Annotated in this window: 17 protein-coding genes and 2 pseudogenes; 9 read left to right on the top strand and 10 right to left on the bottom strand. The window is 61.0% G+C overall.

The window, feature by feature from the left end; all coding sequences use genetic code 11:
- Positions 1-132: 132 nt before the first annotated feature.
- Positions 133-1,074, bottom strand: a complete 942-nt coding sequence (locus tag Q1M04_RS13080; protein ID WP_295759557.1) for a DUF6017 domain-containing protein — start codon at positions 1,072-1,074, stop codon at positions 133-135.
- A 336-nt stretch (positions 1,075-1,410) separates the two neighbouring features.
- Here Q1M04_RS13080 and Q1M04_RS13085 point away from each other — a divergent pair, with 336 nt between their 5' ends.
- From Q1M04_RS13085 to Q1M04_RS16215, 3 genes are all read left to right on the top strand, one after another.
- Positions 1,411-1,680: a hypothetical protein gene (locus tag Q1M04_RS13085; protein ID WP_300448133.1), complete on the top strand. Its 270-nt coding sequence runs from the start codon at positions 1,411-1,413 to the stop codon at positions 1,678-1,680.
- Positions 1,681-2,001: 321 nt separating this feature from the next.
- Positions 2,002-2,439: an IS630 transposase-related protein gene (locus Q1M04_RS13090; RefSeq protein WP_300448136.1), complete on the top strand. Its 438-nt coding sequence runs from the start codon at positions 2,002-2,004 to the stop codon at positions 2,437-2,439.
- Positions 2,396-2,644, top strand: a complete 249-nt coding sequence (locus Q1M04_RS16215; protein ID WP_300561451.1) for a transposase — start codon at positions 2,396-2,398, stop codon at positions 2,642-2,644. The genes Q1M04_RS13090 and Q1M04_RS16215 overlap by 44 nt, the downstream gene beginning before the upstream one ends.
- A gap of 112 nt (positions 2,645-2,756) precedes the next feature.
- Here the strand turns inward: Q1M04_RS16215 and Q1M04_RS13095 are convergent.
- From Q1M04_RS13095 to Q1M04_RS13105, 3 genes and pseudogenes are all read right to left on the bottom strand, one after another.
- Positions 2,757-3,227 (bottom strand): annotated as a pseudogene (locus Q1M04_RS13095) (transposase); the annotation flags it as partial.
- A 291-nt stretch (positions 3,228-3,518) separates the two neighbouring features.
- A pseudogene (locus Q1M04_RS13100) lies at positions 3,519-3,761 on the bottom strand (mobilization protein); the annotation flags it as partial.
- Positions 3,762-4,411: 650 nt separating this feature from the next.
- Positions 4,412-4,849 carry a hypothetical protein gene (locus Q1M04_RS13105; RefSeq protein ID WP_297999408.1) on the bottom strand — a complete coding sequence of 146 codons (438 nt, stop codon included), beginning with the start codon at positions 4,847-4,849 and terminating at the stop codon, positions 4,412-4,414.
- Positions 4,850-4,981: 132 nt separating this feature from the next.
- On the opposite strand from Q1M04_RS13105, the gene Q1M04_RS13110 reads away from it, so the two are divergent.
- Genes Q1M04_RS13110 through trmD form a run of 5 tightly spaced genes read left to right on the top strand, consistent with a single transcriptional unit; the run spans position 4,982 to position 9,438 of the window.
- Positions 4,982-6,565, top strand: coding sequence for a peptide chain release factor 3 (locus Q1M04_RS13110; protein ID WP_297999407.1), 1,584 nt, complete (start codon positions 4,982-4,984; stop codon positions 6,563-6,565).
- Positions 6,562-7,257: a response regulator transcription factor gene (locus Q1M04_RS13115; RefSeq protein WP_297999406.1), complete on the top strand. Its 696-nt coding sequence runs from the start codon at positions 6,562-6,564 to the stop codon at positions 7,255-7,257. Before Q1M04_RS13110 ends, Q1M04_RS13115 begins: the two co-directional genes overlap by 4 nt.
- 3 nt (positions 7,258-7,260) lie before the next feature.
- Positions 7,261-8,154, top strand: a complete 894-nt coding sequence (locus tag Q1M04_RS13120; RefSeq protein WP_297999405.1) for a sensor histidine kinase KdpD — start codon at positions 7,261-7,263, stop codon at positions 8,152-8,154.
- A gap of 22 nt (positions 8,155-8,176) precedes the next feature.
- Positions 8,177-8,674 carry a ribosome maturation factor RimM gene (gene rimM / locus Q1M04_RS13125; RefSeq protein ID WP_297999403.1) on the top strand — a complete coding sequence of 166 codons (498 nt, stop codon included), beginning with the start codon at positions 8,177-8,179 and terminating at the stop codon, positions 8,672-8,674.
- Positions 8,671-9,438, top strand: coding sequence for a tRNA (guanosine(37)-N1)-methyltransferase TrmD (gene trmD, locus Q1M04_RS13130; protein ID WP_297999401.1), 768 nt, complete (start codon positions 8,671-8,673; stop codon positions 9,436-9,438). The genes rimM and trmD overlap by 4 nt, the downstream gene beginning before the upstream one ends.
- Before the next feature lie 46 nt (positions 9,439-9,484).
- On the opposite strand, the gene Q1M04_RS13135 is transcribed toward trmD, so the two are convergent.
- From Q1M04_RS13135 to Q1M04_RS13155, 5 genes are all read right to left on the bottom strand, one after another.
- The gene (locus Q1M04_RS13135; RefSeq protein WP_297999399.1) at positions 9,485-10,927 is read right to left on the bottom strand and encodes an S-layer homology domain-containing protein; all 1,443 of its coding nucleotides are present in this window, start codon (positions 10,925-10,927) and stop codon (positions 9,485-9,487) included.
- A 104-nt stretch (positions 10,928-11,031) separates the two neighbouring features.
- Positions 11,032-11,778, bottom strand: coding sequence for an acyl-[acyl-carrier-protein] thioesterase (locus Q1M04_RS13140; protein ID WP_297999397.1), 747 nt, complete (start codon positions 11,776-11,778; stop codon positions 11,032-11,034).
- 23 nt (positions 11,779-11,801) lie between these two features.
- Positions 11,802-12,248: a threonine/serine exporter family protein gene (locus tag Q1M04_RS13145; protein WP_297999395.1), complete on the bottom strand. Its 447-nt coding sequence runs from the start codon at positions 12,246-12,248 to the stop codon at positions 11,802-11,804.
- Positions 12,249-12,258: 10 nt separating this feature from the next.
- The gene (locus tag Q1M04_RS13150; protein WP_297999393.1) at positions 12,259-13,020 is read right to left on the bottom strand and encodes a threonine/serine exporter family protein; all 762 of its coding nucleotides are present in this window, start codon (positions 13,018-13,020) and stop codon (positions 12,259-12,261) included.
- A 3-nt stretch (positions 13,021-13,023) separates the two neighbouring features.
- Positions 13,024-13,833 carry a suppressor of fused domain protein gene (locus tag Q1M04_RS13155; protein WP_297999391.1) on the bottom strand — a complete coding sequence of 270 codons (810 nt, stop codon included), beginning with the start codon at positions 13,831-13,833 and terminating at the stop codon, positions 13,024-13,026.
- A gap of 138 nt (positions 13,834-13,971) precedes the next feature.
- On the opposite strand from Q1M04_RS13155, the gene Q1M04_RS13160 reads away from it, so the two are divergent.
- Entirely contained in the window at positions 13,972-14,730 is a 759-nt protein-coding gene (locus tag Q1M04_RS13160) for an exodeoxyribonuclease III (protein WP_297294589.1), read from the top strand.
- A gap of 37 nt (positions 14,731-14,767) precedes the next feature.
- Here Q1M04_RS13160 and Q1M04_RS13165 read toward each other — a convergent pair whose 3' ends face one another.
- Positions 14,768-16,081 (bottom strand): S1C family serine protease, encoded by a 1,314-nt coding sequence (locus Q1M04_RS13165; protein WP_297999389.1) that lies wholly within the window; start codon positions 16,079-16,081, stop codon positions 14,768-14,770.
- Between the last annotated feature and the right edge of the window lie 5 nt (positions 16,082-16,086).

Consider the following 16,086-nt stretch of genomic DNA (forward strand, 5'->3'; position numbering starts at 1 on the left):
CCCAGACCCGTGGTTGCCGGCAACCGCATTTCTCCTGTGTATGTCCCCGCGCGTTGACGCCCCTGCCTGCCGCGCAACTCTCTTTTTGGTAACTTCTGGTTAACTTAATGGCATTGCTCACGGTGAGACGCATTAACCAAAATCGTGCCGGACGGCGGCGGAATAGTAAGGGCCTATCGTGATAGGCGCGTTGTAAAGCGCCGTCAGCAGATAGGCCCGGATGTTATTGATTTTTGTGGTTGTCTGGCTCATGGAGTCGATGATGTACTTGATATGTTCGCTGTCAAGCTGGCGAAAGCGCCGCCTGACAGCATCCACAGGTAAGACTTCACCGCCAATCCGTATGGTGGAGGCCGTGCTGCTCAACACGTCCACAATCAGCTCCAAAAGGCTCTCCACATCGTCGTAGGGAAGCTCCTGCCGTAAATGCTCATATTCGATATTTTCTTTGACTTCCTCTCTCACCTCGCATCGATCAATCCCCATTTGCCGCCCGCTGGGGGCTGGGGGATAGATGGATGGATCAGGCTGGATAAAATCAAGTTGATTTCTTTTAGTTTGATTAGGGTCGGTTTCCTCGACTTCTTGAGGTGGATTTTTGCGGCGTCTTGAGGTCGGAAAATCCGACTTCTGCACGTCGGCAAACTCGACGCCAGGAGGTGGCGCGGGAGGCTCCGGCTTCTTCTCAGGCTGGGGAGGTATCTCCTGTGTGGTGAAACGCTTGACATATATCCGGGTGGGCTTGCCCTGGCCCTGCTTCTTCCGCTCGATCAGACCGACGCCCTTGCCGGTGTCCAGCTCGGCCAGCAGCCTCATGGCCTTGTCCCGTCCGCAGTTCAGATTGCTGCATACCTCGTCTACAGTGTAGTAAATGTAGACGCGCCCGGTATCATCGTACCACTCGTTTTTGATGGACAGGCTCATGCGGTCAAGCAGCATCCCATAGAGCAGCTTGGAGTCCGTGGAAAGGTGCTTAAAGCGGGGGTGGGTGATAAGCTGGCAGGGGATGCGGAAGTAGGTAAACTGCATCGCCTCATCGCCGTAAAAATAGCTTGGTAATTTCATATCCGGCATAGTTGCTGCCTCCTTTTGGGCATGAAAAAAACACGATTGTCAAATCGTGTTTTTTTCTGGATGTTCGATTTTGTCACAAAGGATTAGTTTTTTGGTGACTGCTCGTAAATATTGTCGTTTTATAAATGGTTCTTTACGAGTGTAAATCCAAGGCTTTTCGGAGCCTGCAACCACAAAAAAATAAAATTAGAGCTATCACATTACGCAGAAAGCCGTCCGGGAAGAAAAAACGGGCGGCTTTTTTGCGTGGATAGCCGGGAGGGAGGCGAAAAAATAGTAACAAACTTTTAACACAAAATTTGTGCAACATTCACGAAAATAAAAAGGAGGTAACGAATGGCAGACGAAAAGCTGAACACGAGCCCGGAGGAAAATCCCCAGCCCAGCCTGTTCGATACGGGCCCGGCTGAGGCTCCCACGCCGGAGCCCCCGGCCCCGGAGAAAGCCCCCGAGCAGGCCGCCGGGGAACCACCCGCGCAGGATGCCCCCGCTGGGGCCCCCGGCGAGGTGAACGTATCATATCGTCTTGTCATTAGACAATCCTATGCAGTGGGAAACTTGGCAAATTCTCTCGGAAGAAAAGAACAAGACCAGCGCTGTCTGTGAGGCGGTCTGCGGTTATCATAAGCGGAAAGATTTGAAGGATACTCTGCGAGAGGTTCTCCGGGAAGAATTAAAGCATGTGTCGGTTCCGCAGGATGTTAAGGATGATGAAAGGCAGGATCTTGCTATGGATGCTGGTGTCCTTGATTTCCTCCAAGCATTGCAAAATGAATAGTGCTCTAAAAGGCTCGGTGTGTATGTTCATACGCATCGAGCTTTTTCTTGAGAAAGCAATGTGTATATTAATACCCACCAGCGCACCCATCAGAAGCCCGCTTCCTGTGCGTCGATTTATCTGGATATGGTCTGGCGAAGGTGATAGGTATGTTACACAACGAGGCGCGAAGACTGCTGGTACAGGCATATGAACAGACCCACGATGCACAGACAGTGGCAAAGTGTTTCCAGGTAAGTACCAGTACCGTGTATCGTTTGAGCGGACAAAAGAAGAAAACCGGCAGTGTAGAACGTCAAACCAGTCAGCGAGGAAGGAAACCGGCCCTGACGGAAGAAGATTTGCAGGGCATAGACCAACTGATCGCAGCCCAGCCGGATATTACAATCGACGAAATCATCGAAAAACAGGGACTGTCTGTCAGTAACGAAACGGTGCGAAAGGCCGTGATTAGACTGGGTTATGTTTACAAGAAGAAGTCCTTTTACGCGGCAGAGCGGGGGCGTGTTCGATGTTGTGGCGGCGTGAGAAGCCTGGAGTGGAATGATCACGCAATGCGAAGCGGACAAACTGGTATTTCTGGATGAAAGCGGCGTAAACACGGACTTGAGCCGCCGCTGTGGGCGGGCCATCGGCGGGGAGCGGTCAGCAGACAAGACTCCCTTGAATACGCCTGCCAATACCACGATTCTTTCCTCCATAAGACGCAATGGTGAGACGGCCTATACGATTTACAGCGGTGGAACGACCCGCGAAAAATTTCTGGACTATCTTAAGGAAACGCTGACTTAAGGAAGCACTGATGAAAGCAGGTAAAAGCCAGGCAAACAGACGAAGGTAATGGAAATGTCCAATAAACGACCATGCTTTTCCAGTCACGGCCCGGTCGAAGAGCGCAAAAACCTTAGGCGGGGCATAGGGAACCGCCCGCCCTGGCAAGCATGTACAGATTTGCGCTGGCGAAGAGAACGTGTAATCGGTTAAGATTTTTTCTCAGACCCCGGTAAACGGTTTTTCGAAAACCGAAAATGTTCTTCACAATCCTGTAGGGATGCTCCACCTTGCAGCGTACGGCAGATTTTCGGTTTTCAATATACCGCTCCCAGTCAATGTCATTGTCTGAAACCCTGGGGAACCGGCCCGGCCTGCGGTTGATGCGGTATTCAATGGCACAAAGCTGCGGATTGCTTTTGATTTCTTCCCGTTTCTCTGTCCCAAGGCAGGCACTGTCCCCGCAGACCGCCTTATCATCTTCCCGCAGAAGCCTTGCCGCTGCAGTGACGCCGCGGACATTGGCGGCGGTGGCCTCCACTGTGTGGACAAAGCCGCTCCCGGCATCCACGCCGGTGTGGCACTTCATACCAAAATGCCACTGGTTTCCCTTCTTCTTCTATCATTTCGGGGGATTAAATCAGCGTTTCCTTAAGGTGGCGCAAAAGCGGTTAGGGCACAGCAACATTACTACTACCATGAACATTTATACTCACTCCATGCGCTCCAAAGAGGCAGAAGCGGTACAGACAATATTTGTACGCTGGTATCTCATATGAAAATCAGTAAGTCTTGCCTGGAGTGTTTTTCTGGGGTTTATCGGCGAGTGGTCGGCGAAAGACATTGGCAGCCCCCAGAACTCCAAGGCGATAGTCGGTAGGTCGGGGTTATGGCATCGGGCAATCTGATTGAGGTTGCCGCCGAGGTCAGCCTTCCCACGGCGGCAAGCAGCTCGTCATTGACGGGGGGACACGGTGATGATGGGCTTGACCGTTGCGCCGGTGATGACCTGCCGGATAAATTCGGACTGGCTCATGCCGTAGGCGGTCAGGCGCTCCATGAAGTCGGCGTGTTCTTCCTCGGTCACACGGGTCTTGATGATGCGGTCACGGTGGGGTGTCTTGTAGCGTTTGGACAATAATTTTTACCTCCTGTTTTGAAATTTCCTTTAGGGTATAGTTCGCCCATTATACATCTTTCAAGTTTTCCATATTCAGTTGTCATGGGCGATGTGTTACGCGATGGAGAAGGGAACATCAGGCTTTGGAAAAACACAATGCACCCAGGTGGTCAAGACCATCTGGGTGCAGAGAATTTTACTGATATTCACTTTTGTATCGCTCATCGTTAAGGCTATTATAGAGCGAACGCAAAGTATTGTCAATGCGTTTTGGTGTCTACTTTTGTCGTATCCCTTTCTGACCCGATGGAACAGTACAGACGCGAAGCGGATGTACTGTTCCGGCGGGTGCGCCGCCCTGCGGCGATTGCGGAAACAGCCTCCCCATTTTCCGCCCGGTCAGGCGAGAACGCAGGGGGGCGAGGCTGACAGATTTTTGTGGCGCGGCTGCGCCACAACACCGGCGAGGAGCGCCGGCCAGCAGGGTTTGGGGAAGGCACTCCCCAACAAGTAGCAGACCGGGGGGACAAATGAGCGGAGCGAAATTTGGGCCACGGGTCAATACTTGCTCTTATTGGGGTCAAATCCTGCCGATGATGACAGAGATAGCTGTAAAGTGCATATAAGAGGCATCTTGTTGGGAAAAGGCGTGGAAATTCTTCTGTATTTTACCGTGTAAACTTGCAGTTCATGAACTTGGGGTTGATATACAGAACGTAAATCAGACAAACTCCAAGCATAAGGGCAAGCCCCACAAGACCCATTCCAAAGTGCGTTGTGAGCAACGCTGCCAGCGCTTGAATACTGCAATAGCCCAATTCCATTCTTGCGTTTTTTCTTCTCTGCTCTTTATCTGGCTCGAAGCGATGATTTGTTGCCATCCACGTTGATGAAAGCACAAGTAATACAAGTGAGAAGATAAATGCGCCAAAGTCATCGCCAGGATAATTGCGGAACATATAAACACTTTGCGTGCAACTTCCTAAAAAACCTACTTGTAGGACGATTGCCAGCCAGGTTACATTGGAACGGAGGATTGGATTAGGGCCTTGCCGTTGCTCGGCGGTTAATAATTCTTCGGAGGAAATTTGGTAGAGTTCAGCCAATGCGTGTAGGTTTCTGGCGCCGGGCTTGGGCAAAGCCCTGTCAATGCGCCGGACTTGCAAACCGCCCAAATCTATGCTATATTATTTAATTTGTGGAAACACTCCCATTATTAAAAACCAGGAGGCTGCAACATGGCCGCTTTTAAGGACGAAATCGCCCGGAGGCGAACCTTCGCCATCATCTCCCACCCCGACGCGGGCAAAACCACCCTCACGGAAAAGCTCCTGCTCTACGGCGGGGCCATCGCCCAGGCGGGCGAGGTCAAGGGCAAGCGGGCCCGGGCCGCCACCAGCGACTGGATGGAAATTGAGAAGCAGCGGGGCATCTCCGTCACCTCCTCCGTCATGCAGTTCCAGCACGACGGCTACTGCGTCAACATCCTGGACACCCCGGGCCACCAGGATTTCTCCGAGGACACCTACCGCACCCTCATGGCGGCGGACTCCGCCGTCATGGTCATCGACGCCGCCAAGGGCGTGGAGCCCCAGACAAGAAAGCTCTTCCGGGTCTGCGCCCTGCGGCACATCCCCATCTTCACCTTCATCAACAAGATGGACCGGGAGAGCCGGGACCCCCTGGAGCTCTGCGGCGAGGTGGAGGCGGAGCTGGGCATCGACACCTACCCCGTCAACTGGCCCATTGGCTCCGGGAAGGAATTCCGTGGGGTCTATGACCGGGAGTCCGCCCATATCCTCTTCTTCTCCGGAGAGGGCCACGCCAAAAAGGCCGAGGCCACCGCCGTGGACCTGGATGACCCCAACCTGGGGGGCATGCTTGGGGAAAACCGCTGGCGGCAGCTTCAAGAAGAAGTGGAGCTGCTGGGGGCGGGCCGGGACTTCGATCTGGAAGCCGTCCGGGCCGGAACTCTCTCCCCCGTCTTCTTCGGCTCCGCCCTGACCAATTTCGGCGTGGAGCCCTTTTTGAAAGCCTTCCTCCGCATGACCTCCGCCCCCTTAAGCCGCATGGCGGGAGAGGAGGAGATCGACGCTTTCTCTCCGGACTTCTCCGCCTTCGTCTTCAAAATTCAGGCCAACATGAACAAGGCCCACCGGGACCGGCTGGCCTTTATGCGCATCTGCTCCGGCCGCTTCCAGCGGGACGCGGAGTATTTCCACGTCCAGACCGGCAAGAAAATGCGCCTCTCCCAGCCCCAGCAGATGATGGCGGCGGAGCGGGAGATTGTGGACGAGGCCTACGCCGGGGACATCATCGGCGTGTTCGATCCCGGCATTTTCTCCATCGGCGACACCGTCACCGTGCCGGGGAAGAAGTTCCGCTACGCGGGCATTCCCACCTTCGAGCCGGAGCACTTCATGCGGGTATCCCCCAAGGACACCATGAAGCGCAAGCAGTTCATCAAGGGCACGGAGCAAATCGCCCAGGAGGGCGCCATCCAGATCTTCAAGCGCCCCGGCGGCGGCATGGAGGAGGTCGTGGTGGGAGTCGTGGGCACCTTGCAGTTCGATGTGTTCCAGTACCGCATGAAGGCAGAGTACGGCGTGGAGCTCTACATGGAGGGCCTGCCCTACGACCACCTGCGGCTCATCACCGCATGCCCCTGCAAGCCCGACGAGCTGGTCCTGTGCACCGGCGCGGCGGTGCTGGAGGACTTCAAGGACCGGCTTCTGGTGGCCTTCGGCGGCGAGTGGTCCGTGGGCTTTTTGACCAAGCACAACCCCGGCCTGGTGCTGGAGGACGCTTTGAGCGTGTCATGAAATCAATTCTCATTGCAGAAGACGACCGGGCCCTGGGGGACGGGCTGTGCCTGGCCCTCAAGGACCCGGCGCTGGAGCTGACGCTGTGCCGGACCCTCTCTGCCGCCCGGTCCGCCCTGGAGGCGGGAGGCTTTGACCTGCTGATTCTGGACGTGAATCTCCCCGACGGAAACGGGCTGGACTTCCTCCGCCGTCTCCGGGCCGGGGCCAATTCCGTCCCCGTCATCCTGCTGACCGCCAACGACATGGAGACGGACATCGTGGCGGGGCTGGAGTCCGGGGCGGACGATTACGTCACCAAGCCCTTCTCCCTGGCAGTGCTCCGGGCCCGGGTCAACGCCCAGCTCCGCCGGGATCGCGGGGCTGTCCCCAGCGGGCCCCTGGTCCTGGACGGGTTTTCCTTTGACTTTGAGCGCATGGAGTTCCGGCGGGACGGGCGGAGCGTCGATTTGAGCAAGACGGAGCAGAAGCTCCTCCGCATTCTGGTGGAGAACCGGGGGCGGACCCTGCCCCGGGAGCTGCTGGTGGACCGGGTGTGGACCGGCGGGGCGGAGTATGTAGACGAAAACGCCCTGTCCGTGACGGTGAAGCGCCTCCGGGGCAAGCTGGAGGAAAACCCCTCCAAGCCCCGGTATCTGAAAACCGTCTACGGCATCGGCTACACCTGGACCACCGGAGAGAAAGAGGGCTGAGGCATGATAAGCGCGGGATATGGCTTCCTTGCCGTTTTGCTTCCGGCGGCGCTGTTCCTCTGGGACCGCTGGCGGATGCGCCGCCTGCTCCGCCGCCTGGATCAGATGCTGGACGAGGCCATCCGGGGAGACTTTCGGGAGGAGGCTTTTGACGAAACCCTGCTCTCCGCCCTGGAGACGAAGCTGGCCCACTACCTCAGCGCCTCCTCCGTCTCCGCCGTTCATCTCCGGGAAGAGCGGGACAAAATCAAGTCCCTCATCGCCGACATCTCCCACCAGACGAAAACCCCCATCGCCAACGTGCTGCTCTACACCCAGCTTCTGGAGGAACAGGCCCCGGAGGACTGCCGGGCCTGCACCGCCGCCCTGGGGGAACAGGCAAGAAAGCTCCAATCCCTCATTGAGGCGCTGGTAAAAACCTCCCGCTTGGAGGCGGGGGTGCTGGTCCTCCATCCCCGGCCGGGGCCCTTGGGGCCCATGCTGGAGGCGGCGGTGGGCCAGCTTGCTCCCAAGGCGGCGGAGAAGGGCCTGGAGCTGGTGCTGGAGTCCGCCGGGGCGGAGGCGGTCTTTGACCCCAAGTGGACGGCGGAGGCGGTGTGCAACCTCATCGACAACGCCGTGAAATACACCCCGGCGGGCCGGGTCACCGTCAGCGCCCGGGCCTATGAGCTCTTCGCCCGGGTGGACGTGGAGGACACCGGCCCCGGCATCCCGGAGGAGGAGCTGGCCAAGCTCTTCCAGCGGTTCTACCGGGGCGGGGCGGCCTCCGGCGAGGAGGGCGTGGGCGTGGGGCTCTACCTGGTCCGGCAGATTGCCCAGGGCCAGGGCGGCTACGTGAAGGCCTTCTCCCGGCCCGGGAGGGGGGCCAAGTTCTCCCTGTTCCTGCCCCGGAATTGATTGACAGCAAAGGAGCGTCCTTATGAAATTAGAGTTTGTGCCCGCGGGCCGGATAGTCAGCGTCCACGGCATCCGGGGAGAGCTGCGGGTCCTGCCCCTGGAGGGGGAGGCGGACTTCCTCACCGGCTTTCAAACCTTCTATCTGGAAGGAAAGGCCGTCGCCGCCGCGTCCTGCCGGGTCCACAAGGGCATGGCCCTCCTCAAGCTGGAAGGGGTGGAGGACCGCACCGCCGCGGAACGCCTCCGGGGAAAGGAGCTGCTGATCCGCCGGGCGGACGCGGGGCTTGCGCAGGGGGAGTACTTCGACGCCGAGCTCCTGGGCCTGGACGTCTACGACGGGGAGACCGGGGAGTGCGTGGGGGAGCTGGTCCGGGTGGACCGCTATCCCGCCAGCAAGGTCTATACCGTCCGGGGAGTGACGGAGTTCCTGGTCCCGGCGGTGAAAGACGCGTTTATCCTGGGAGTGGACCTGGAAAACAACCGGATGGACATTCGGATGTGGGAGGGATTGGCGGAGTGAACATCGACATTCTGACCCTGTTCCCGGACTCCGTGGACGCCATGCTGAACGTCAGCATCCTGGGCCGGGCCCAGGAGCGGGGGTACATCGCCATCCGGACCCACCAGATTCGGGAGTACACCACCAACAAGCAGATGCAGGTGGACGACTACCCCTACGGCGGGGGCCGGGGGGCCGTCATGCAGGCGGACCCGCTGTACCGCTGCTGGGCCCATGTGGTGGAGGCCCACGGGCCGGGGCGGACCATCTTCCTCTCCCCCTGCGGGCGGACCTTTACCCAAGGTCTGGCCCGGGAGCTGAAAGAGAACTATGAACACCTGATTCTGGTGTGCGGCCACTACGAGGGCGTGGACCAGCGCTTTCTGGACGAGTGCGTGGACGAGGAAATCTCCATGGGGGACTTCGTTCTCACCGGGGGGGAAATTCCTGCCATGGCGGTGGCGGACGCGGTGTGCCGCATGGTGCCCGGGGTCCTGCCGGACGAGGAGTGCTTCCAGGAGGAGTCCCACTGGAACGGGCTTTTGGAGTACCCCCAGTACTCCCGGCCCGCTGTGTGGCACGACCGGGCGGTGCCGGAGATCCTCCTCTCCGGGGACCACGGGAAGGTGGCGGCGTGGCGGAAGAAGGAGAGCTACAAGCGGACCATGCGCCGCCGCCCGGATCTGTTCGCGAAGTTTGACGAGAGCCAATTGACCACCAAGGCGGAAAAAAAGGTCCTCCAGGAGGCCAGGAACGAGCTGGCCTTGGAGGACGGGGAACCGTAAGAGCCGCCCGGCAAAGCCGGGCGGCTCTCTTTGCGGGAGGGAAGGCTTAAGCGGCGGTGAAGATGCCGGTGGGGCCGTCGGCTCCGCCAATGAGGTCTTCAAAGCCCGAGAAATCGGGGAAGCTGATTTTCACAGCCTTGCCCATGGCCTTGACCTCCATGGTCATGTCCAGGTCTGCGGAGACGTCCGCCGTCAGGCTGTCCTTGCCGTCGGAGGCTTTCACGTCCGCTTTCAGCGTCAGATCGGCGGCCGCGCTTTTCAGCGCCCCGTCCTTGCCCACGGTGTAGGTGAGGGTGCTGCCGTCCAGAGCGAGGGACATGTCCATCTTTAGGTCCGCCTCCGCCGCCAGCACGCCCAGAATCTGGCCCGTCAGGCCGTTGATCATTCCGGCAAAGGCGTTGTTCAGTTTCAGGGTGTAGACCGTGCTGTCCCCGGAGGACTTGGCGGTGATGGAGTCGATGAAGGGCAGCTGGGCGGCGGAGGTCTTTCCGGATGCCTGCTCCATCAGGGCCATAAAGGCCTCCATGTCCATTCCCATCATATTCATGGGCATCTGATAAGACATATCGCCGGAGCGGACATATACCACGCCGTCTTTCAGCCAGTATTCCATTTTTTCAGTTTCGGTGGTTTCCCCGTCCGTCGCGGTGACGGTCAGGTCCATGGCCATCTGGAGCTCCTTGTCCAGGACCATCTGGATGCGGCCCTTGACCGTGGCGTCCGCCTTCTGGGTCATGTCCAGGGAAGTCCCGCCTTCGGTGCCCTTGACGCCGAGGCTCATAGCCATTTTCACGTCCACGGTGGTGTCCAGGCCCTGGGCCGTCGCCGCGCCGGAGGCCTGGAGGGCCCGGTAGGCTTCGATCTTGTCCGTCATGGGCTTGGCGGCCGCCGCGTCCACGGCCCCGCTCTCAATGAGGCTGGCCAGCAGGTAGGTGCTCCCGTCCTTCCGGTCCATGCCCAGGGCCTGATAGGTCATGGCCGCCAGGTCGTCCCGGAGGAATTTCCCGGTGAGCGCGGAGGTATCCAGCAGGCCAAGCCCCATGGCGAACTCCTGGGCGTTGGCGGCGGTGAAGTCCACGTTGTCCTGATAGCCCAGGGCCCGGAGGAGGAAGATGGTGTAGGCCTTGGCGGAGCAGGGCTCCGACCCGCCGAAGGTGGTCTCGGAGGTGCCGCTGGCAAGGCCCTTGTCCTTCAGCCACGCGGCGAAGGGGGCGGCGGTCCCGTTCACGTCGGTGAAGGGGCACTGGAGGTCCCCGGCGGCGTAAGCGGCCTTGGCCTCCTCCTCCGCGCCGTAGAGCCGGACCAGCATAATGGCGGCCTGGGACCGGGTGGGGGCCTTGTCCAGGTCAAAGCCGCCGGAGCCGCCCTTGAGCATGCCGATGGCAGAGAGCTCCGCCGCCGGGCCGTCAAAGCTGGAGGCGGAGGCGCTGACGCACAGCAGACCCGCCAGCGCCAGAGTGGTCAGCAGGATGGTCAAAAAGCGTTTCATAGAAAATCTCCTCTCTTCTCCGGCGGAAAATCGCCGGAACAGTACGTACTTCCATTGTATACCTGGGAAAATCCGCCGTCAAGCACAGTTTTTTGGAAACCTTTTCAGAACGCGCACAGGGCCGTGAAGCAGGCCCCGCGGGGCCCCAGGCCCTCCACGAAATAGCCCGCCTCTCCCCGGAAGCCCTCCAAACGGAGGGTATCCCTCAGGACGGCCTCCCGGCTGTAGTTGATCTGGAACTCCCTGGGCGTTTGGATTTGCAAGTCCTCCGGCAGGGCGTCCCAGATGATGTCGGCGTAATTCCCGCTGAACAGGTGCCCGTTGCCGTCCAGGTCGGACCAGCGGACGGTCCGGGTCCCCAGGTCCTCCCGGCCCTCCCTGGGGAGGACGATTTTCCTGGTTTCCGGGCAGTCCAGGGGCCGATCCGAGGACAGCAGGGGCTTGGCCGTGAAGGCCGAGGGCCGCATGATCTTCCGGGTCTCCGGGTCCACCAGAATCCAGTCCGTCCGGGCGGAGACCCGGAGACGGCCCTGCCGGTCCCGCATCTCATAGTTCCGCCCCATGTGGGCGGCTTTGGCCCCCGCCTCCCAGGTGGTGATGTCCAGAACATCCCCCGCGTGGGGACAGTCCTGAATTTTAATCGACGCCCGGGACAGGAGGAAGACCTCCCGGTTGGCCCACAGCACCTCGTGGGTCAGGCCCCGGGCGTCGTAGTCGTACCCGGCGAAGGCCCCCAGGCGGCTGAGGAGCGCCGCCAGCCGGACCCGCTGCTCCCGGTCACAGTCCCAGAATACCAGCTCCTCCTGGCGGAAATAGCCGTTTTCATATAATTCCTGTTTGAAGCTTTCCATGGTAAAATCCCATCCTCCGTTGTTCACTGTTTGGGCGGCCGCAGCCGGGGGAAGACCGCCCGAAACGCCGACGAGGCCAGCATGGCCCCCACCGCCAGCGCCGCCGCCATGCCGAAGGTGTGGAGCAGGGTGCTGAGAAACGCGTCCGTCTCCCCGGCCACGCCGTGGCGCATGGCGTAATAGACGCCCCCGCCGGGCACCAGGGGCAGCAGGGCCACCAGCACATAGCCCGTCACCGGGCAGCGGCGGACCCGGCTCATGACCTCGGCGAAGACGCCGATGGCCGCCGCCGCCAGGAAGGCCGCGAAAATGGTCTGCCCGCCCAGCAGATACACCAGCCAGCCCAGGGCCCCGCCCACCCCGGCGATGAGCTTTCCCAGCCCGTGGATGTTGAACATCAGCGTGAAGCCCACGCAGGCCCAAAAGGCGCAGAAACAGGGCAGGGCGTACTCCCAAAAAATCGTCTCCATGCCGTCCTCCTTAGAAAAGCCCGCCCAGGGCCTGTCCCGCCGCCGCCCCCAGGGCGATGGCGGAGGCCACCAGGATGGCATCCGCCGTGCGGCTCAGGGCGGAGAAGGTGTCCCCGGCCATGATCTCCCGCATGGCGTTGGTCAGGGCCACGCCGGGGACCAGGACCATCAGCGTGGAAATGGTCACCACGTCCACGCTCTCCCCCAGTCCCGCCTCCACCAGCGCCAGGGACAGGAAGGCCGCCAGGGCGCTGCACACCGCCGTGCGAAAGAAGCTGTTGGCCCCGATGAATTTCCCGCCGTACAGCAGGCAAAGGCCCACCGCCAGGCCGCAGAGGAAGGCGCAGGCCAGGTCCCCCAGCCCGCCGCCGAACAGCGGGGCGAAGAAGGCGGGGGCTGCGCCGTAGCCCAGCAGCATCATCCGGGGGGAGTACCGGGGAATGGCCTCCGGCAGGGCATCGACCAGCGCCTGGGCCTCGTCCAGGGGCGGGACCTCCGCGCACAGGCGGCGGCAAAGGCCGTTGCACCGCTCCAGGAGCTCGATGTCCGTGCCGTGGAGCGGAACCCGGCGCATCCGGGTGACGGGCTGGCCCGCCGGGGTGGCCACGCTGACGATGAGGCAGTTGGGGATGGCGAAGACCTCCGGGCTCTCCAGGCCGTAGGCGTGGAGGAGCCGCCGGGCGGACTCCTCCACCCGGTAGATCTCCGCGCCGCTGTACATCAGCTGATAGCCCAGCTCCGCCGCCATGTTCAGGAGCTTTTCATAGTCCATGGTTCAGTCCAGTATCTCCTTGAAATCCTCACAGAAATTGGGCCGGTGCACGTCCAGCACCACGGGGAGCTTCCCCTCCGCAAAGCGCTGGCTCAGGCCCTCCATGCCGTATTTCAGCTTGTATTCGATCTCCTCTTTGTAGGCTGGAATCAGCATGTAGAAGCAGATGGTCTTCCCGTCCTCCGTGGTCAGCTCCGGCACCAGGGAGAGGCTGTCCAGCACCGCGCCGCCAAACCCCAGGCCGTCGCAGACAGGCGTGTAATCCGGCCCGTTGGGAATGGTGTGGCCCCAGCCCAGCCAGGTCTTGTACTCATGAGGGAAGCGGGCCAGGAACTTCAGCATCTGGATGGGCCAGAACCGCTCATAGGGCAGGTCCTTGGGATTGCTCCCCGCCTTGCCCAGGTCCCAGTCCCCAGGGAGGAGCATGTACAGCTCCGCGTATTTCAAATCCTCCCGGTCCGCGATCTCCTCCGGCAGGCTCATGGGCAGATCGCTCATGCCGGTGGTATAGAGGAGCGTGCAGTCCCCCCTGGGGGAGTGAAGGACGTGAACGTCGATGTGGACCAAATCGCTGAGGAGCTCATGGCAGACGAAGCCCTCCCAGCCCGGGAAAATCTCCTCCATGTGCTTCTCGATGGCCTCTGTGGAGACGCACACATCCTCCGGGGGCCGGAAGCCCTGGTCCTCCGGGGTCTGATAGCGGTAAACGGCGGAGCCGCCGGGGGTGTATTCCTCCGTCTCCGGGGCCGTGCCCTCCCGATGAGGCCGGGCGGGCGGCTCCTTTTTCTTTTTAAACTTATCCAGGAAACCCATGACTGAAACCTCCATACGAAATTTACGGAAACGTTTCTTCTATTCTACTCCTTTTCCATGCCCTGGGCAATTGTTTTTTCCCCGGAGATGCGGTACAATAAAACCATCCATCATCCAAGATACAAACGAGGTGCTTTTATGAAATTGGTTTCCTGGAACGTCAACGGCCTCCGGGCCTGCCTGAAAAAGGGCTTTTTGGACTTCTGCGCCTTCGCCGACGCGGACGTCATCTGCCTCCAAGAGACGAAAATGCGCCCGGAGCAGGCGGAGTTTGACCTCCCCGGCTACACCCGCTTCTGGAACAGCGCGGACAAGGCGGGCTACTCCGGCACCGCCGTCTTCACCCGCCGCCAGCCCTTAAACGTCACCTACGACTTCGGCATCGACGAGCACCGCCACGAGGGGCGGATCATCACGGCGGAGTTCCAGGACTTCTACCTGGTCTGCTGCTATACCCCTAACTCCAAGGACCAGCTCCTCCGCCTGGACTACCGGATGGCCTGGGAGGACGACCTGCGGGACTACCTCTGCGAGCTGGACGCGGTGAAGCCGGTGGTCTACTGCGGGGATCTGAACGTGGCCCACCAGGAAATCGACCTGAAAAACCCCGGCCCCAACCGGCGGAACCCCGGCTTCACCGACGAGGAGCGGGAGAAGATGACAAAGCTTCTGGACGCCGGCTTTGTGGACACCTTCCGGGCGCTGTACCCGGACAAGACCGGAGCCTACTCCTGGTGGAGCTACCGGGGCCGGGCCCGGGAGAACAACACAGGGTGGAGAATCGATTACTTCATCGTCTCGGAGCGGCTGAGGAGCCGCATTCAAAACGCCGACATCTGGAGCGAGGTCCACGGCAGCGACCACTGCCCGGTGGTGCTGGAGCTGTCTGAGGAATAAACGGAGGAGGGGACGATCCCCTCCTCCGTCTTCTGCATTACTCCACCGCCTCGTCCAGCTCCAGGGTGACCTCCAGGGTTTCCCCGTCCCGGAGGAGGGTCAGCGTCAGCTTATCCCCCACATAGAGGGTCCGCCGGACCCGGAACAGGTCCTGGTTCGTGTGCATCTCCTGGCCCTGGGCGGCGACAATATAGTCTCCCGCCCGGACACCCGCCGCCTCGGCGGCGGTATCGGGGTCCACGGATTGGACGAAAAGGCCCGGCTCCCCCGCCTGCACCCAGATGCCCAGCCTCGGCTCCGGCAGGACCTCGCCCCATTTTAAAAGGTCGTTGACGATCCTCTCCAAATAGGCGGAGGGGATGGCAAAGCCCAGGCCCTCTACGCTGTCCCGGTTCCAGTCGGACATGTATTTGGCCACGTTGATGCCCACCACCTGGCCCCGCTCGCTGATGAGGGGGCCGCCGGAGTTGCCGGAGTTCAGGGCGGCGTTGGTCTGGAGAAGGGTCATGGTCCGCCCCTCCACCTCAATGTCCCGGTCGATGGCGGAAATGATGCCGTTGGTCAGGGTGCCCCGAAGCCGCCTGGGGGCGCCGATGGCGTAGACCGGGTCCCCCACCACCAGCTGCTCCGAGTCCCCAAAGGAGGCGAAGGGCAGCGCGCCCACCGTCATCAGCTCCCCCGGGGGGACCTTCAGCACCGCCAAATCGCTGTCCTCGTCCCCGGCCACAAAGCAGACGTCCATGGAATAGCCGCTGTCCAAGGTAACATAGCACTCGCTGCCGCCCCGGACCACATGATGGTTCGTCAGAATATAACCGTCCTCGGAAAAGATCACGCCGGTGCCCACGGATACCCCCTCTCCGGAGAGGCACTGCACCGTCACCACCGCCGGGTTCAGCCGGCGGTATACCTCCTGGGCCGTCAGCGGATCTCCCTGGGTCCGGGACACGGAAAGCCCCGCCCCCTGGTCCACAGGCCAGCTGGGGATGGTGATCTCCGCGCTTCTCTCATAGATCTCCTCCCCAGGCCGCGGCTGGTCCCGGTAAATCAGGTCCACGGCCTTTCCCGCCGCCGCCAGGCCCACCAGCACCGCCGCGCAGATCAAAAACTTATAAAGGCCCGCCCTCCGTCCCCGGAGGATGCCGCGCCGCCGCGTCCGGGAAGCGGCCGGAGGCTTCCGCACCCCGGCGGGGACGGGGCGGCTGTAAATCTCCACCACCTCCCGGGGGTCCGGCTGCCGGTAGGACGCCACGACCTCCCGGGGGTCCCGCTCCCCGCCGCCGGGGAGGGGAGCGCGGTAGGCCTCCACGATTTCGCCGGGCAGGCGCCCGGCCTGTTCACGTTCTCCCATGTTCC

It is taken from the genome of uncultured Oscillibacter sp., assembly GCF_950073225.1.
Taxonomy (GTDB): domain Bacteria; phylum Bacillota; class Clostridia; order Oscillospirales; family Oscillospiraceae; genus Oscillibacter.

Bases quoted from the DNA above. Each gene is read 5' to 3' on its own strand.
- Q1M04_RS13080 (WP_295759557.1), bottom strand. From the start codon at position 1,074: ATGCCGGATATGAAATTACCAAGCTATTTTTACGGCGATGAGGCGATG.
- Q1M04_RS13085 (WP_300448133.1), top strand. From the start codon at position 1,411: ATGGCAGACGAAAAGCTGAACACGAGCCCGGAGGAAAATCCCCAGCCC.
- Q1M04_RS13090 (WP_300448136.1), top strand. From the start codon at position 2,002: ATGTTACACAACGAGGCGCGAAGACTGCTGGTACAGGCATATGAACAG.
- Q1M04_RS16215 (WP_300561451.1), top strand. From the start codon at position 2,396: ATGATCACGCAATGCGAAGCGGACAAACTGGTATTTCTGGATGAAAGC.
- Q1M04_RS13110 (WP_297999407.1), top strand. From the start codon at position 4,982: ATGGCCGCTTTTAAGGACGAAATCGCCCGGAGGCGAACCTTCGCCATC.
- Q1M04_RS13115 (WP_297999406.1), top strand. From the start codon at position 6,562: ATGAAATCAATTCTCATTGCAGAAGACGACCGGGCCCTGGGGGACGGG.
- Q1M04_RS13120 (WP_297999405.1), top strand. From the start codon at position 7,261: ATGATAAGCGCGGGATATGGCTTCCTTGCCGTTTTGCTTCCGGCGGCG.
- rimM (WP_297999403.1), top strand. From the start codon at position 8,177: ATGAAATTAGAGTTTGTGCCCGCGGGCCGGATAGTCAGCGTCCACGGC.
- Q1M04_RS13135 (WP_297999399.1), bottom strand. From the start codon at position 10,927: ATGAAACGCTTTTTGACCATCCTGCTGACCACTCTGGCGCTGGCGGGT.
- Q1M04_RS13140 (WP_297999397.1), bottom strand. From the start codon at position 11,778: ATGGAAAGCTTCAAACAGGAATTATATGAAAACGGCTATTTCCGCCAG.
- Q1M04_RS13145 (WP_297999395.1), bottom strand. From the start codon at position 12,248: ATGGAGACGATTTTTTGGGAGTACGCCCTGCCCTGTTTCTGCGCCTTT.
- Q1M04_RS13150 (WP_297999393.1), bottom strand. From the start codon at position 13,020: ATGGACTATGAAAAGCTCCTGAACATGGCGGCGGAGCTGGGCTATCAG.
- Q1M04_RS13155 (WP_297999391.1), bottom strand. From the start codon at position 13,833: ATGGGTTTCCTGGATAAGTTTAAAAAGAAAAAGGAGCCGCCCGCCCGG.
- Q1M04_RS13160 (WP_297294589.1), top strand. From the start codon at position 13,972: ATGAAATTGGTTTCCTGGAACGTCAACGGCCTCCGGGCCTGCCTGAAA.
- Q1M04_RS13165 (WP_297999389.1), bottom strand. From the start codon at position 16,081: ATGGGAGAACGTGAACAGGCCGGGCGCCTGCCCGGCGAAATCGTGGAG.